Below are 15,105 nucleotides of genomic sequence, written 5' to 3' on the forward strand. Positions count from 1 at the left end.
TAAGGCCATTTTCAGGCGAGTTGTTACAAAAGCGTCATATTCTCCCTCAGCGCAATGGATACAAGGGGTTGGCGGCCTTTATCACTCCAGATCATTCTCGCTGACGATCACCACCGGCTGCTCCATGTCACGGCCCAGCGCGGTCAGGGACGCCTCCAGGATGTCGTCGCTGTAGCGTTCGAAAATCTCGATGGCGTCGCCATCCGGCGCGTCGCCGCCAAGCGCTTCCAGCAGGTCATATTGGACGGCGAACTGATATTCCTCGCCGTCGATCTCGCCCACGAACTCGACCTGCCGGTCCCCGGCATTGTCCTCCAGCGTGCCCTTCACGATGGTCAGCGCGTCATCGGCCATTGTCACTCTCGTCCCTTCCAGTGGCATGTGGGGGAGGGGACGCAACATCGCCGCAAAGGGTTCCATGCTGCCCCGCTGAACGCGCACGAAAAAAGCCGGGCAGCATGAACTGCCCGGCTTTCCGAGAGGCCGGCGAAAAACCGGATCGATCATTCGATCCGCTTGGCCAGCTCCTTGTTGATGCCCAGCGCCGCCAGCGTGCAGATCGCACCCGACAGCAGGTAGAAACCAACCGACAGCAACCCGAAATGCGCCGCCAGCAACAGCGCGGCCAGCGGCGCGAAGCCCGCGCCGATCAGCCACGCCAGATCCGACGTGATCGCCGCACCGGTATAACGGCGCATGGCCGAGAAGCCCGAATTCACCGCGCCCGACGACTGGCCGAACGCCAGGCCCAGCAGCACGAAGCCCAGGATCATGTAGGCCAGCTCGCCCCAGCCACCATTGTCGAGCAGCTGCGGCGCAAAGCCGCTATAGGCCGCGATCAGCGCGGCCGAAGTGCCGAGCAGCGTGCGCCGCCCGACCCGATCGGCGATCATGCCCGAGGCGAGGATGGCGAGCACGCCGAACACGGCACCCAGCATCTCGATCAACAGGAAGTCGGTCGGCTGCTCCCGGTTGAACAGCACCACCCAGGACAGCGGAAATACGGTGACGAGGTGGAACAGCGCAAAGCTGGCAAGCGGTGCGAACGCGCCCAGCACCACGGTGCGGCCCTCTTCGCGCAGCGTCTCGCCCACCGGTGCCGGCTGCAGGTCGCGGGTTTCGAACAGCCGCTGGAATTCCGGCGTCGCCACGATGCGCAGCCGTGCGAACAGCGCCACCACGTTGATCGCGAAGGCGACGAAGAAGGGGTAGCGCCATCCCCAGTCGAGGAAGTCGGCGCGGCTCAGCGTCGCCATGAAGAAGGCGAACAGGCCGCTGGCGACCAGCAGGCCCAGCGGCGCCCCCAGCTGCGGGACCATCGCATACCAGCCGCGCTTGTTCTCCGGCGCGTTCAGCGACAGGAGCGAGGGCAGGCCGTCCCATGCGCCGCCAAGCGCGATGCCCTGCGCCGCGCGGAAGATCGCCAGCAACACGGCAGCGGCCGTGCCGATCTGGGCGTAACCGGGCAGGAAGGCGATCGCCATCGTCGACCCGCCGAGCAGGAACAAAGCGATGGTCAGCTTCACGCCGCGCCCATGCCGGCGATCGATCGCCATGAAGCCGAAGGTGCCGATCGGCCGGGCGATGAACGCCAGCGCGAACAGCGCAAAGGAATACATCGTACCCGTCAGCGCATCGACATACGGAAAGATCAGCGACGGGAAGACCAGCACCGATGCGATCGCATAAACGAAGAAGTCGAAGAATTCGGAGGTACGGCCGATGATGACGCCGATTGCGATCTCGCCCGGTGCGATGCGATGCTCGCGCGCGTTGACGAGGCGGGCGTCCCGCTCGAGGGGCGTCGAGCTCGACGCGGTTAGTTCTGCGCTCATGGCTGCCGGTCCTGACTGCATATCACGTTCCGGGTTCCCGCGGTGCAACGCGCGCAAACCCTCTGATTGCATGGCCCTATGCGCCTTTCCGCTACCTGGGGGGATTGGACAAACTGTCCAATGTGCGCAGGTGCAGCAAAGGCGTAGCGGCGCGGTCGATATGCTTCATTCCTCGAGCCTTGCGCGCGTGCGCTCCCTTCGCCGGGCCGCCCCGCCCCTCCTTGCCTTGCCGATCCTGGCCGTGCTGGGTGGATGCGACGCGGTTGTGATGAACCCGGCCGGCGATGTTGCCGTGCAGCAGCGCGATCTCGTGCTGATCTCGACCGGGCTGATGCTGCTCATCATCATCCCCGTCATGATCCTGACCTGCCTGTTCGCGTGGAAGTACCGGGCCGCGAACAAGGAGGCGGATTATGATCCGCATTTCGACCATTCGACCCCGCTCGAACTCGTCATCTGGGCCGCCCCGCTGCTGATCATCATCTGCCTGGGCGCGGTCACCTGGACCAGCACCCATCTGCTCGATCCCTATCGCCCGATCGAGCGCACCGCGCCGGGCAAGAAGGTAGCGCAGGACGTCCGCCCGCTGGAGGTGCAGGTCGTCTCGATGGACTGGAAGTGGCTGTTCATCTACCCGGAACAGGGCATCGCGACCGTCAACCAGCTTGCGCTGCCCGTTGATCGCCCGGTCCGTTTCCGCCTGACCGGCACCAGCGTGATGAACGCCTTCTACGTGCCCACCATGGCCGGCATGATCTACACCATGCCGGGCATGGAAACCGCGCTGCATGCGGTGATCAACAAGCCGGGCACGTTTGACGGCTTCTCGTCGCACTATAGCGGCGCCGGCTTCTCCGACATGAACTTCAAGGTCTATGCCATGCAGGACGGCGCCTTCGACCAGTGGGTCGCGGGTGTGAAGGGCGAGCAGGGCAGCCTCAGCCGCGCGACCTTCGTGCAGCTTGAAAAGCCCAGCGAGAAGGTGCCGCCGATGCGCTTCTCGGCGGTGGCACCCGGACTGTTCGATCTGGTCGTCAATCGCTGCGTCGAGCCCGGCAAGCCGTGCATGAGCGACGTCATGATGCACGATCGCAAGGCCGGCGGCGACCCGCACAAGATCGAGGCCGGGGAGGGCAATCCGCCCGTCAACAACACCGGCCCGATGCATGGCGACGCCACCAAGGGCGCGCTCCAGAAGTCGCCCGACGAGATCGAGACGGCGCCGCACCAGAGCAAGGAACCCCTGCCGGCGCCGGGCAACACCGATCCCGGTAACGCAAAGAACCGCCGCATGAGCTTCACCACCACCCCGCGCATCCCCGGCACTGCCGGTGTGGATCGCGGCTGAGGTATTCGATCATGGATCAAACACTCATCAAGACCATCTTCGGGCGGCTATCGTTCGAATCCTTCCCCATCCATGAGCCGATCCTCGTGGCGACCTTTGCCGGCGTGCTGGTGGGCGGCCTTGCCGTGCTCGGCCTGCTGACCAAGTACAAGCTGTGGGGCTATCTCTGGAAGGAGTGGTTCACCAGCGTCGACCACAAGAAGATCGGCATCATGTACATGGTGCTGGGCGTCATCATGCTGCTGCGCGGCTTTGCCGACGCACTGATGATGCGCGGCCAGCAAGCCATCTCGTTCGGCGCGAACGAGGGCTACCTGAACGCTCATCACTATGATCAGGTGTTCACCGCCCACGGCGTCATCATGATCTTTTTCGTCGCCATGCCGATGGTGACCGGTCTGATGAACTACGTCCTGCCGCTCCAGATCGGCGCGCGGGACGTGTCGTTCCCGTACCTGAACAATCTTAGCTTCTGGATGACGGTCGGCGGCGCTGTCCTCATCATGATGTCGCTGTTCATTGGCGAATTCGCGCGGACTGGCTGGCTGGCCTTCCCGCCGCTGTCGGGGCTCGATTACAGCCCGGATGTCGGCGTCGATTACTATCTATGGGCCTTGCAGGTGGCCGGTGTCGGCACGACGCTGTCCGGCATCAACCTGGTCGCGACCATCATCAAGATGCGCGCGCCCGGCATGACCATGATGAAGCTGCCGGTCTTCACCTGGACTGCTCTGTGCACCAACGTGCTGATCGTCGCCAGCTTCCCCGTCCTCACCGCCACGCTGACCCTGCTGACGCTCGACCGCTATGTCGGTACGAACTTCTTCACCAACGATGCCGGCGGCAATCCGATGATGTATTTCAACCTCATCTGGATCTGGGGCCATCCGGAGGTCTACATCCTCATCCTGCCGGCGTTCGGCATCTTCTCGGAAGTCACCTCGACCTTCTCGGGCAAGCGCCTGTTCGGCTACACCTCGATGGTCTACGCCACGATCGTCATCACGATCCTGTCGTACCTCGTCTGGCTGCACCACTTCTTCACCATGGGCTCCGGCGCCAGCGTCAATTCGTTCTTCGGCATCACCACCATGGTGATCTCGATCCCGACGGGCGCCAAGATCTTCAACTGGCTGTTCACCATGTACAAGGGGCGCATCCGGTTCGAGCTGCCGATGATGTGGACCGTCGCGTTCATGCTGACGTTCGTGATCGGCGGCATGACGGGCGTGCTGCTGGCGGTACCCCCGGCGGACTTCGTGCTGCACAATTCGCTGTTCCTGATCGCGCACTTCCATAACGTGATCATCGGCGGCGTGCTGTTCGGCATGTTTGCGGGCATCAACTACTGGTGGCCCAAGGCGTTCGGCTTCAAGCTGGACGAGAAGTGGGGCAAGCTGTCCTTCTGGTGCTGGGTCATCGGCTTCTGGGTCGCGTTCGCACCGCTCTATGTGCTGGGCCTGATGGGCGTCACCCGTCGTCTGCGCCACTTCGAGGATCCCTCGCTCCAGATCTGGTTCATCATTGCCGCTGTCGGCGCTGCGATCATCGCGGTCGGCATTGCTGCCTTCCTGATCCAGATCGGCGTGTCGATCCTGAACCGTGACAAGCTGCGCGACCTGACGGGCGATCCCTGGGGTGGCCGCACGCTGGAATGGTCGACCTCGTCGCCGCCGCCGCACTACAACTTCGCGTTCACGCCGATCATCCACGACCTGGATGCCTGGCACGACATGAAGGACAAGAAGTATGAGCGTCCGGTGAAGGGCTATCGCCCGATCCACATGCCCCGGAACACGGGCACCGGCGTCATCATTGCCGGGCTCAGCGTGGCCTTCGGCTTTGCGATGATCTGGTACATGTGGTGGCTCGCCGCACTCAGCCTTGTCGCCATCCTCGGCGTCGCGATCGGCCATACCTTCAACTACGACCGCGACTATTACATCCCCGTCGACGAAGTCGCCCATGAAGAGGACGAGCGCACCAAGCTGCTCGCCCAGGGAGCCTGAGCATGTCCACCGACGTCCTGAGCCAGGACCCCACCAAGAACCCGACCTTCTACGTGGTCGAGGATGATGACCATCATCACGAAACCGGCGGCAGCACCGCCATCGGTTTCTGGATGTACCTGATGAGCGACTGCCTCATTTTCGCCATCCTGTTCGCCACGTACGGCGTGCTGGGGACGAGCTATGCGGGCGGGCCGACCCCGCGGGAGATCTTCGAGCTTCCGCTGGTCGCGCTCAACACCTCGATGCTGCTGCTGTCGTCGATCACCTATGGCTTTGCCATGATCGCGATGGAAAAGGGGCTGAAGGGGCAGGTTCAGACCTGGCTGGCGATCACCGGGCTGTTCGGCGCGGCGTTCCTTTCGATCGAGCTCTACGAGTTCGCGAACCTCATCCATGAGGGCGCGACGCCGCAGCGCTCGGCCTTCCTGTCGTCCTTCTTCACGCTGGTCGGCACGCACGGCCTGCACGTCACCTTCGGCATCATCTGGCTGGTGACGCTGATGGTGCAGGTCGGCCGCCTCGGTCTGACCGCGGACAACAAGCGCCGCTTGATGTGCCTGTCGATGTTCTGGCACTTCCTCGACGTCGTCTGGATCGGCGTCTTCACCTTCGTCTATCTGCTCGGAGTCCTCCGGTGAGCCTCGACAACCACGCCAATCACGACGCCGACCTGCACTCGCACGGCGACACGCACGGCCATGGCTCGATGAAGGGCTATATGATCGGCTTCGTCCTGTCGGTCATCCTGACGGCGATCCCCTTCTGGCTCGTCATGACCGGCGCCCTGGGCGACACACAGGCGACCGCCCTGACGATCATGGCCTTCGCCTTTGTGCAGATCATCGTCCACATGATCTACTTCCTCCACATGAACACCAGTTCGGAAGGGGGCTGGACGATCATGGCGCTGGCCTTCACCGTCGTACTGGTCGTCATCACACTCAGCGGATCGATTTGGGTCATGTATCACATGAACATCAACATGATGCCGCAGATGGCTGCCGAAGCCATGGGCGCCATGTGACCGACAAGGGCGAACCGGCGCGGGGTTCCGGCCGGTTCGTCCTGGCCGTGCTCGGGGTGGCGCTCGTTGCGCTGTTCCTCGCGCTCGGCACCTGGCAGGTGCAGCGCCGCGCATGGAAGCTGGACCTGATCGCAAAGGTAGAGGCCAGGCAGCGCGCAGCTCCCATTCCTGCACCGCGAAGTGCTGGTGCCGACGACATCTACACCCGCGTCTTCGCCACCGGGCGTTTTCTGCACGAGCGCACCGTGCTGACTCAGGCGGTAACCGTCCACGGACCCGGTTTCTGGGTCGTGACGCCGCTGCAAACCTCCAACTTCATCCTGCTGGTCAATCGCGGCTTCGTGCCCAGCCGTACCGGCTTTTCGCGCCCCGCGGGGATCGTCCGCATCACCGGTCTGATCCGCATGTCCGAACCCAAGGGGGGCTTCCTGCGCAACAACGATCCCGTCGCCGATCGGTGGTACTCGCGCGATGTCGACGCAATCGCTGCGGCAAAGGGACTGGGGGCGGTGGCGCCCTACTTCATTGACGCCTCGGGACCTGCGGCGCCCGGCGGTCCTATTCCCGGCCTGACGCAGACGACCTTTCCCAATTCGCATCTCAGCTATGCGCTGACCTGGTACACGCTGGCGCTGATGTCGGTCTTGGGGACGGTTATCGCGATCCGCCGCGGCCGTCGATGAGCGACCGCCCCATCCTACCCTTCACGATACGGCCCCGCGACCCCGATGTCGCCGCCGGCACCGCCAACATGCGCCAACTTATCCATCTGCGCTGGCTTGCGGTCGCGGGGCAATTGCTGACCATCATCGTCGTCAGCCAGGTCATGGCCGTCCCCCTGCCGATCGCGCCGATGCTCGGCGTCGTCGCCATGGCAGCGATCGTCAACCTCGCCAATCACATCAGACTGCGCTTCGACAGGGTCACGAACACCGAACTCCTCTTCGCCCTGATGTTCGACGTCGGAACGCTCACCCTGCAACTCTTCCTCTCCGGCGGCGCCACCAACCCGTTTATCTCCCTCTATCTCGTGCAGGTGGTTCTGGGCGCGGTTCTGCTGGAGCGCTGGTCGGCATGGGCTCTGGCGGCGCTCACCATCCTGTGCTTCGGACTGTTGTCGCTTCATAACCGTCCGCTGGCATACCCGCCCTGGCTGTTCGGCGATATTGCCGGGCTTCATACCTGGGGAAACTGGCTCGGGTTCGCGTTGGTCGCGACGCTGCTGATCCTGTTCGTTACCCGGATCAGCCGTAATCAACGCAACAGCGCCGGGCGGCTGGCCGATCTGCGCCAGCAGGCGTCCGAGGAGGAGCATATCGTTCGTATGGGCCTGCTCGCATCAGGCGCCGCGCACGAGCTTGGCACCCCCTTGGCCAGCCTGTCCGTCATCCTTGGCGATTGGCGGAGGATGCCGGGGTTGCGGGACGACCCGGTTTTGATGGGGGAGATCGCAGAGATGCAGGGGGAGGTGCAGCGTTGCAAGGCGATCGTGACGCGCATCCTGCAGTCGGCGGGGGAGCCGAGGGGAGAGGCGGCCATGGCGTCGAATGTCGGCGACTTCATCGGCGCGATCGTCGAAGGGTGGCGCGCGAGCCATGCCGCGATAACCCTAGAATATGAATGCGATGCGCAGGATGCCAGCATCGTGTCCGACCCCGCGATAAAACAGGCGGTGGTTAATGTTTTGGATAATGCGGGGGAGGCGTCTCCGGCGTGGGTTGGGTTGCGGGTTCGGGGGGAGGACGATGCCGTACGGCTGGTGGTGAGCGACCGTGGACCGGGTTTTACGCCGAAGACCTTGGAACAGTTCGGAAAACCGACGCAGTCGACCAAGGGCGAAGGGCATGGCGTCGGCTTGTTTCTGGCCGCCATGGTGATGCGCAAGCTTGGCGGTTCGGCCGAGGCGCGCAACAGAAACGGCCCCGATGGCGGTGCGGAGGTGACGTTGACGCTTCCCTTATCTACCATAGGCATCAACGAGCGAGACCAGGAACACGAGGCGAGAGGACAGACATGGCGGACGACCGGTCGCTGATCATCGTCGAGGATGACGAAACCTTCGCACGCACGCTGCAGCGATCGTTCGAGCGACGCGGTTACCAAGTCACCGTCGCCGGGTCGCCGGATCAACTGGCGGATGTGCTGACGCGCGAGACGCCGGGCTATGCGGTGGTGGACCTGAAACTGGGGCAGGCCTCCGGGCTGACCTGCGTCAAGACGCTCCATGCGCACGACCCCGAAATGCTGATCGTCGTGCTGACCGGCTTTGCCAGCATCGCCACGGCGGTGGAGGCGATCAAGCTGGGGGCGTGCCATTATCTCGCCAAGCCGTCGAACACCGACGATATCGAGGCCGCATTCCACAAGGCGAGCGGCGACGCCACCACCGCGATCACCGACCGGCCCAGTTCGATCAAGACGCTGGAATGGGAGCGGATCAACGAAACGCTCGCCGACACCGGCTTCAACATATCCGAAACCGCACGCCGCCTGGGCATGCATCGCCGTACCCTGGCACGCAAGCTGGAGAAGCGGCACGTGCCGTAAGGCGCCGGGCGCTTCCGCGAGGGGAAAGGCCCGGGCCTGCGGGCATGACGTCAGCCTGTCGGGCGCTGCCCTGCCACCCATTCGTCGATCTTGCGTTCCAGAACCGGCATCGGCAGCGATCCGCTGTCGAGCACCGCGGCATGGAAGCCACGCGGATCGAAGCGGTCACCCAGCGCAGCCCTGGCCTTCGCCTTGGTCCGCAGGATCGTCAACTGACCCACCTTGTAGGCCAGCGCCTGACCCGGAATGGCGATGTAGCGTTCGACCTCCGCCGTGGCATCGGTCGGCGACATCGGCGAGTTGGCCAGCATATAGTCGATCGCCTGTTGCCGGGTCCAACCCTTGGCATGGATGCCGGTATCGACGACGAGGCGCATCGCGCGCAGCATCTCGTCGCTCAACCCGCCCATGCGCTGATAGGGATCGGTTTCGAGGCCAAGCTCCGGCCACAGCGTTTCGGCATATAGCGCCCAGCCCTCGACATAGGCGGTATTGCCCCCGAACCGCATAAAGGCGGGCAGGGCGGTATTTTCCTGGGCGAGGCTGATCTGGAAGTGGTGTCCCGGCACTGCTTCGTGCAGGTACAGCGTCTCGGTGCCCCAGGTGTAACGCGAAGGCAGATCATAGGTGTTGTAGTAGAAGACACCCGGCCGCGATCCATCGGGCGTGCCGCCCTGGTAGGAGCCACCGGCGTCGGTCTTCTCGCGGAACGCCGGCACCGGGCGGATTTCCAACCGGGTTTTCGGCACCAGCGAAAATTGCGTGCCGATACGGGCGTTCACCCGTGCGGCAATCGCCTCATAGGCCCGGCGGAGTTCGTCCGGTGTCTTTGGCGCAAAGCGCGGGTCGCTGCGAAGATAGGTGAAGAAGGCCGGGAGCGTGCCCTTGAAGCCCGCGGCCTGCCGCTGTGCCTCCATCTCCTTCAGAATGCGCGCGACCTCGGAAAGACCGAGCTGGTGTACCTCCTCGGCCTTGAGGGGCAGGGTGGTGTTCGACTCGATCAGATAGGCATAGAGCCGGTCGCCACCGGGCAGCGCCGACAGGCCGATGGTCGGCCGGGCCGCGGGCAGATAGGTATCGGCCAGAAACGCACGCATCCGTCGTTCGGCCGGCAGGATCACATCGCGGACCTGTGCGGCATAGGCGGTTCGCAGGCGCGCCTGTTCGGCCGCGGGAATTGCGGCCGGGAAAGTCTTCACCGGGCCATAGAAGGACGATCCCTCGACGCCCTGTCCGATCAGATTGTCGAACTGGCCGATCATGTTCTGCACCACCAGCTTCGGCTGGACGATACCTGCGGCCATGCCTTGCCGGAAGCGGACGATCGCGGCGTCGAGCAGCCGGGCATAGTCCGCATTGCGGCGCAGATTGTTTTCGTAATCGACCACGGTGCGGAAGGGCGAGGCACCCTCGGCCGATGCGACATCGGGGTAATAGGCCTGGATGCCGCCAAAATGATCGAGTGGCAGCAGCCTGGATATCGCGACGAGATCGGGTGCCCAGCCCCGCAGCGTCAGGTCCGCCTGATGGCGAAATACGTCATAGGCCAGCTGGTCGACACGGCTGAGGCGCGAACGATCGATCCGGCCGAGGGCGGTAAGATCGTCCGCCGCCGCCTTGCGCTCGGCGGCCATGTACGCGTCGGAGAAGATATCGGCGAGGCCGGAGACATGGCGCAGATCCCCGCGATAGACGCCCGACAAGGGGTTGCGGCGCAGCGAGGCCTCGTCACTGTCGTGGAAGAGGCGCTTGAGCTTCACATCGGCGCGACTGTCGCCGGCGACCGGAGCGGGGGGCGGCACGGCCTGCGCCAATACGGGCGCGGCAGCGCCGGCGAGCAGAAGCGCGAAACAGGATCTGGGAAGCAAGGGATGATGTCTCCTGGAAGAGGAGACAGCCTAGTGGAGCGGATCGGTTTTCCGCAAGGTCGGGTCCGCGCTGGCGGATGTGACGGCGGCGAGTGGATCGGCGCAAATCCTGCGAATCGTTCGTTCGGACGCCAAGGCTGGACCGGGAACGTGGTGGAACACGTTCCCGGTGCGCGCCCTCAGTGCTGGCGTGCCGATTGTGCGGCGGCGGTGCCGGCCGAACCGGCCGCCTTCGCGACGTCCGACAGGATCGACTTTGCGCGGTCCTTGGCCGCGTCCTTGGTCAAACCGCGCTGATCCAGTTCCTGCATGCCGGCTTCACGGGCAGCCTGAGTGGCGGTCTTCACCGTTTCCGTGAGCTTGCGGCCCAGCGGGGCGAGCAGCGCCTTTTCGCGGGTGGAGCGCGGGATCAACGCCCCGACCAGCGCGCCCACGGCAAGACCACCCACCAGGATGCCGAGCGGGTTGGTTTCGATACGCGTCGCCGCCTGATGGGCGACATCGGCCGCCTTGTCCTTGGCCGCCTGCGTGCGGTCGGTGTGCGACGTATCGGCGTTAGAGGTGTCGGTCATGGATCACTCCTTCTCGGCAGCGGACCGGCCCCGCAAGGCGGGGTGTTTCGCTGGAATGTCATTGTTCTTGGGGCGGCGGCGGATCATGCGGCAAAGCGGCTTGCGGATAAGGAACAGGCCGAGCAGGCCGGTGGCCCCGGCGACCACGCCCGGATTGCGCCGGGCGTTGTCGACCCCGGTGTGTACCGCCTGCAGGCCGGCCTCCTTAGCCTCGCGCGCGAGCAGCTTGGGGTCGAGCCGGGCCTGCAACTGGCCGACGGTGTTCGACAGCCGTTCGCGTGCGGCAGCGGCCTGCGCCTCTGCATCGGCGAGGTGACGTACGGGCTCGTCGCTCATGCGCCATGCTCCGGCAGGATGGGTTGCTTCATGCGCGACTTGCCGATCATGGCCAGGATGCCGGCAACGACCAGCACCACGACGACCACAACGACGGTGGCACCGAGAGGCCCGATCAGCGTCGCGAGCGACAATATCAACCCGACGAGCAGCGCGATCAGCCCCGCGAGGGCGAGAACGCCCGCCGCGACGAAGAATATGGCGGCAGACTTGTACCGCGATACCCGTTCCAGGCCGCGTGCCTTGTACAGCGCGATCTCCGCGCCGACCAGGTTGCGACTGTCGTCGACGAGCCGCCCGACCAGTGTGGTCAGCGTCTCGCCCTCATCCGCGGGGGCGGGGGGCCGGATAGGCGACGACGCCTGCATCACGCGTCGCGCGGGTCCAGACCCGACTGAACGACGCGGGCGGCGACGAAGCCGAGCGCCGCAGCCACACCGATGGCGACCGCCGGACTGTTCCGCACGAAGGCGCGGGCATCGTCCAGAAGATCATCGATCTGCTTGTCCTTGATCTGGCCGGAGAAGCCGGTGACGGTATCGGCGGCCGAACGGGCATATTGGCCATATTGCTCACCCAGCTTCTCATCGACCTGTGCGGCGGCATCGGTCAGCAACTGCGCGAACTGATCGAGCGCATTGCCGGCGCGGGCCTTGCCGTCGTCGGCGAGTGCATAGATCTTGTCGGTCGCCTGCTGCTGCACCTTGGCGGCACCGTCCTTGATCGCCTGCTTCGGGCTGGTCGAGGTTGCGTTATCCGTGGCATCGCTGCTCGTCCCGCTTTCGGCGGAAGCATTTGATTCCGGGTTGAAATTCACGCCGGCGGTCTTCAGCGGCGCTGCCGGTTCGAACCCGGTCGCTGCCGGCGGTGTGGTGTCGTTGTCGGCCATGACGGAACCCTTTCTTTTGCGGTTCGCAGCTTAACCCCGTCAGTGGAAACGAGGTTCCATCGTGGTCGCAATTGCCCTGAACGCGTGTGCGAGATACAGCCGCCCGCGACCACACGGGCATTTTAGGAGCTTCGTTACGTGACCGCAATCATCGACATCCACGGGCGCCAGATCCTGGACAGCCGCGGCAACCCCACCGTCGAGGTCGACGTGTTGCTGGAAGATGGCAGCTTCGGACGCGCCGCCGTACCCTCGGGCGCCTCGACCGGTGCGCACGAAGCCGTTGAAAAGCGGGATGGGGACAAGAGCCGGTGGATGGGCAAGGGTGTCGATCAGGCGATCGATGCGGTGAACGACGAGATCGCGCAGGCGGTAATCGGTCTGGACGCCGAGGACCAGGCCGATCTGGACCGCATGATGATCGAGCTGGACGGCACCGAGAACAAGGGCCGGCTGGGCGCGAACGCGATCCTGGGCGTCAGCCTGGCGGTGGCCAAGGCCGCGGCCGAGGCCCGTGGCCTGCCGCTCTACAAATATGTCGGCGGCGTTTCCGCCCATCTGTTGCCGGTGCCGATGATGAACATCATCAACGGCGGCGAACATGCCGACAATCCGATCGATTTCCAGGAATTCATGATCATGCCGGTCGGCGCTTCCAACATCCTGGAAGCGGTGCGCTGCGGGTCGGAAATCTTTCACACGCTGAAGAAGGCGCTGCACGACAAGGGTCTGGCGACGGGCGTGGGCGACGAGGGCGGTTTCGCCCCCAATATCGCATCGACGACCGACGCGCTCGACTTCATCATGTCGGCGGTCGAGAAGGCCGGATACAAGCCGGGCGACGACGTGATGCTGGCGCTGGACTGTGCCGCAACCGAGTTCTTCAAGAACGGCAAGTACGACATTTCCGGCGAGAACAAGATCCTGTCGAGCCATGAGATGGCCGAATATCTGGCCGACCTGACCCGGCGCTATCCGATCCTGTCGATCGAGGACGGCATGGCCGAGGATGATTTCGAGGGCTGGAAGGCGCTGACCGACCTGATCGGCGACAAGGTGCAGCTGGTCGGCGACGATCTCTTCGTCACCAACCCGAAGCGCCTGAAGCAGGGCATCGAGGACGGCCTGGCCAACTCGCTGCTCGTCAAGGTCAACCAGATCGGTACGCTGACCGAGACGATGGAAGCGGTGTCGATGGCGCACCGCGCGCGCTACACCGCGGTCATGTCGCACCGTTCGGGCGAGACCGAGGACGCGACGATCGCCGATCTGGCCGTCGCCACCAATTGCGGACAGATCAAGACGGGCAGTCTGGCGCGCTCGGACCGGCTTGCCAAGTACAACCAGCTGATCCGTATCGAGGAGGAACTGGGCGACTCGGCGCGCTATGCGGGCCGTGACGTCCTGTTCACGCGATAAGCCACTTGATCCGGGGCGGCGGGCGCACGAAAATGGCAGGCGTGAAGAAGCCGTCCCCTTTCCGCAAGACGATGCGCCGGGCCGCGTGGCCGGCGCTCGGGCTGACGTTGATCGCGTTTTTCGGCGCCTATGCGGTGCTGGGGCGCAACGGTCTGCTCGCCTATGGCGACTATCAGCAGCAACTGGCGAAGCGCGAACGCTATTATGCGACGCTGGACCAGAAGCGCACCGTGCTGAAGAACCGGGTGGCGCTGCTCGACCCCGATCACGCCAATCCGGACATGGTGGATGAGATGGTTCGCAAGGAGCTGAACGTCACGCACCCAGACGAGGTGATCGTTCCGCTGAAATGACAAAGGGCCGGCAGCGATGCCGGCCCTTTTTTCGTCAGCGACCGAGGAAGGTCAGCAGGTCCTGCGTCAGCCGCTTGCCATGCGTGACGTTCAGGCCGTGCGGGGCGCCGTCATATTCCACCAGCTGCGCGCCCGGAATGCCGGCCGCCGCGGCACGGCCCGACGGATCGATCGGCACCGTCTGGTCGCTGGTGCCGTGGATGATGAGGGTCGGCACGCGGAACGACGCCAGATCGGGGCGGAAATCGGTGTGACCGAACGCTTCGGCACAGGCCAGGGTCGGCTTCAACCCGCCCTGCATCGCCACCGTGGTGGCCCAGTCCAGCGCATCGTCGCTGACCGGGCTGGTCAGGTATCCGACGCCGAAGAACTGCTTGAAGAAGGTGTCGCGGAAGAAGTGCGGGCGGTCGTCCTGGATGCCCTGCGCGATCTGCTGCAGCGTCGATTCTGGCACGCCGTCGGGATTGTCGTCCGTCTTGAGCATGTAGGGCACGACCGAGGCGACCAGGGCGGCGGCCACGACACCCTTGCCCTGATGGCGGCTCATGTAGCGGGCGACCTCGCCGCCCCCCATCGAGAAGCCGACCAGCGTCACGTCCTGTGTCGCGCCCGTCGCTTCCAGCACGTCGGCCAGATCGTCGGCCAGCGTGTCGTAGTCGTAGCCGGACCAGGGCTGGCCGGACCGCCCGAAGCCGCGCCGGTCATAGGCGATGGCGCGGAAACCGGCATCGGCCAGCGCCATCATCTGCGGGTCCCACATATCGGACGACAGCGGCCAGCCATGCAGCAGGACGACCGGGCGGCCCGATCCCCAGTCCTTGACGTAGATGTCTGTCCCGTCGCGGGTTTTGACATAGGGCATGATCGTCTCCTGGCTCCAAAAGTTCGCAGCGCCAACGGAT

General features: G+C 64.6%; 17 protein-coding genes. 9 read left to right on the forward strand and 8 right to left on the reverse strand.

Annotated features, from left to right (window positions below; genetic code table 11):
* Positions 1–81 precede the first annotated feature (81 nt).
* On the reverse strand, positions 82–354 hold the full coding sequence (locus GQR91_RS12905) for a DUF1488 family protein (RefSeq protein ID WP_112383199.1): 273 nt from the start codon (positions 352–354) through the stop codon (positions 82–84).
* A gap of 149 nt (positions 355–503) precedes the next feature.
* Complete coding sequence (locus GQR91_RS12910) at positions 504–1,835, reverse strand: MFS transporter (RefSeq protein WP_112383200.1); 1,332 nt, start codon at positions 1,833–1,835, stop codon at positions 504–506.
* Between the two features lie 160 nt (positions 1,836–1,995).
* Here GQR91_RS12910 and cyoA point away from each other — a divergent pair, with 160 nt between their 5' ends.
* The 7 genes from cyoA (at position 1,996) to GQR91_RS12945 (ending at position 8,766) form a co-directional block, all read left to right on the forward strand.
* Positions 1,996–3,183 carry a ubiquinol oxidase subunit II gene (gene cyoA, locus GQR91_RS12915; RefSeq protein ID WP_149682968.1) on the forward strand — a complete coding sequence of 396 codons (1,188 nt, stop codon included), beginning with the start codon at positions 1,996–1,998 and terminating at the stop codon, positions 3,181–3,183.
* An 11-nt stretch (positions 3,184–3,194) separates the two neighbouring features.
* Positions 3,195–5,192 carry a cytochrome o ubiquinol oxidase subunit I gene (gene cyoB, locus GQR91_RS12920; RefSeq protein ID WP_174236656.1) on the forward strand — a complete coding sequence of 666 codons (1,998 nt, stop codon included), beginning with the start codon at positions 3,195–3,197 and terminating at the stop codon, positions 5,190–5,192.
* Positions 5,193–5,194: 2 nt separating this feature from the next.
* Entirely contained in the window at positions 5,195–5,833 is a 639-nt protein-coding gene (cyoC, locus tag GQR91_RS12925; RefSeq protein WP_112383202.1) for a cytochrome o ubiquinol oxidase subunit III, read from the forward strand.
* A gap of 68 nt (positions 5,834–5,901) precedes the next feature.
* Positions 5,902–6,219 carry a cytochrome o ubiquinol oxidase subunit IV gene (gene cyoD, locus GQR91_RS12930; protein WP_149683010.1) on the forward strand — a complete coding sequence of 106 codons (318 nt, stop codon included), beginning with the start codon at positions 5,902–5,904 and terminating at the stop codon, positions 6,217–6,219.
* Positions 6,216–6,902, forward strand: a complete 687-nt coding sequence (locus tag GQR91_RS12935) for an SURF1 family protein (RefSeq protein WP_174236655.1) — start codon at positions 6,216–6,218, stop codon at positions 6,900–6,902. The genes cyoD and GQR91_RS12935 overlap by 4 nt, the downstream gene beginning before the upstream one ends.
* A complete protein-coding gene (locus GQR91_RS12940) occupies positions 6,899–8,254 on the forward strand; it encodes an ATP-binding protein (RefSeq protein WP_149682966.1) in 1,356 nt (451 codons plus the stop codon). Before GQR91_RS12935 ends, GQR91_RS12940 begins: the two co-directional genes overlap by 4 nt.
* Positions 8,233–8,766, forward strand: coding sequence for a response regulator transcription factor (locus GQR91_RS12945; protein WP_149682965.1), 534 nt, complete (start codon positions 8,233–8,235; stop codon positions 8,764–8,766). Before GQR91_RS12940 ends, GQR91_RS12945 begins: the two co-directional genes overlap by 22 nt.
* Positions 8,767–8,816: 50 nt before the next feature.
* Here GQR91_RS12945 and GQR91_RS12950 read toward each other — a convergent pair whose 3' ends face one another.
* The 5 genes from GQR91_RS12950 to GQR91_RS12970 form a co-directional block, all read right to left on the reverse strand.
* Positions 8,817–10,634, reverse strand: coding sequence for a DUF885 domain-containing protein (locus tag GQR91_RS12950; RefSeq protein WP_149682964.1), 1,818 nt, complete (start codon positions 10,632–10,634; stop codon positions 8,817–8,819).
* Between the two features lie 179 nt (positions 10,635–10,813).
* Positions 10,814–11,206 carry a hypothetical protein gene (locus tag GQR91_RS12955; RefSeq protein WP_175580850.1) on the reverse strand — a complete coding sequence of 131 codons (393 nt, stop codon included), beginning with the start codon at positions 11,204–11,206 and terminating at the stop codon, positions 10,814–10,816.
* Between the two features lie 3 nt (positions 11,207–11,209).
* A complete protein-coding gene (locus GQR91_RS12960; RefSeq protein WP_112383207.1) occupies positions 11,210–11,542 on the reverse strand; it encodes a DUF3618 domain-containing protein in 333 nt (110 codons plus the stop codon).
* A complete protein-coding gene (locus tag GQR91_RS12965) occupies positions 11,539–11,910 on the reverse strand; it encodes a phage holin family protein (protein WP_149683008.1) in 372 nt (123 codons plus the stop codon). The genes GQR91_RS12960 and GQR91_RS12965 overlap by 4 nt, the downstream gene beginning before the upstream one ends.
* Positions 11,910–12,431 carry a hypothetical protein gene (locus tag GQR91_RS12970; protein WP_175580849.1) on the reverse strand — a complete coding sequence of 174 codons (522 nt, stop codon included), beginning with the start codon at positions 12,429–12,431 and terminating at the stop codon, positions 11,910–11,912. The genes GQR91_RS12965 and GQR91_RS12970 overlap by 1 nt, the downstream gene beginning before the upstream one ends.
* 138 nt (positions 12,432–12,569) lie before the next feature.
* Between GQR91_RS12970 and eno the strand changes: the two genes are divergently transcribed.
* The gene (gene eno, locus GQR91_RS12975; protein WP_149682963.1) at positions 12,570–13,850 is read left to right on the forward strand and encodes a phosphopyruvate hydratase; all 1,281 of its coding nucleotides are present in this window, start codon (positions 12,570–12,572) and stop codon (positions 13,848–13,850) included.
* Between the two features lie 71 nt (positions 13,851–13,921).
* Positions 13,922–14,203 carry an FtsB family cell division protein gene (locus GQR91_RS12980; protein WP_235904105.1) on the forward strand — a complete coding sequence of 94 codons (282 nt, stop codon included), beginning with the start codon at positions 13,922–13,924 and terminating at the stop codon, positions 14,201–14,203.
* Between the two features lie 34 nt (positions 14,204–14,237).
* Here GQR91_RS12980 and GQR91_RS12985 read toward each other — a convergent pair whose 3' ends face one another.
* A complete protein-coding gene (locus GQR91_RS12985) occupies positions 14,238–15,065 on the reverse strand; it encodes an alpha/beta fold hydrolase (protein WP_149682962.1) in 828 nt (275 codons plus the stop codon).
* Between the last annotated feature and the right edge of the window lie 40 nt (positions 15,066–15,105).

It is taken from the genome of Sphingomonas carotinifaciens (assembly GCF_009789535.1).
GTDB classification, from domain to species: Bacteria; Pseudomonadota; Alphaproteobacteria; order Sphingomonadales; family Sphingomonadaceae; genus Sphingomonas; species Sphingomonas carotinifaciens.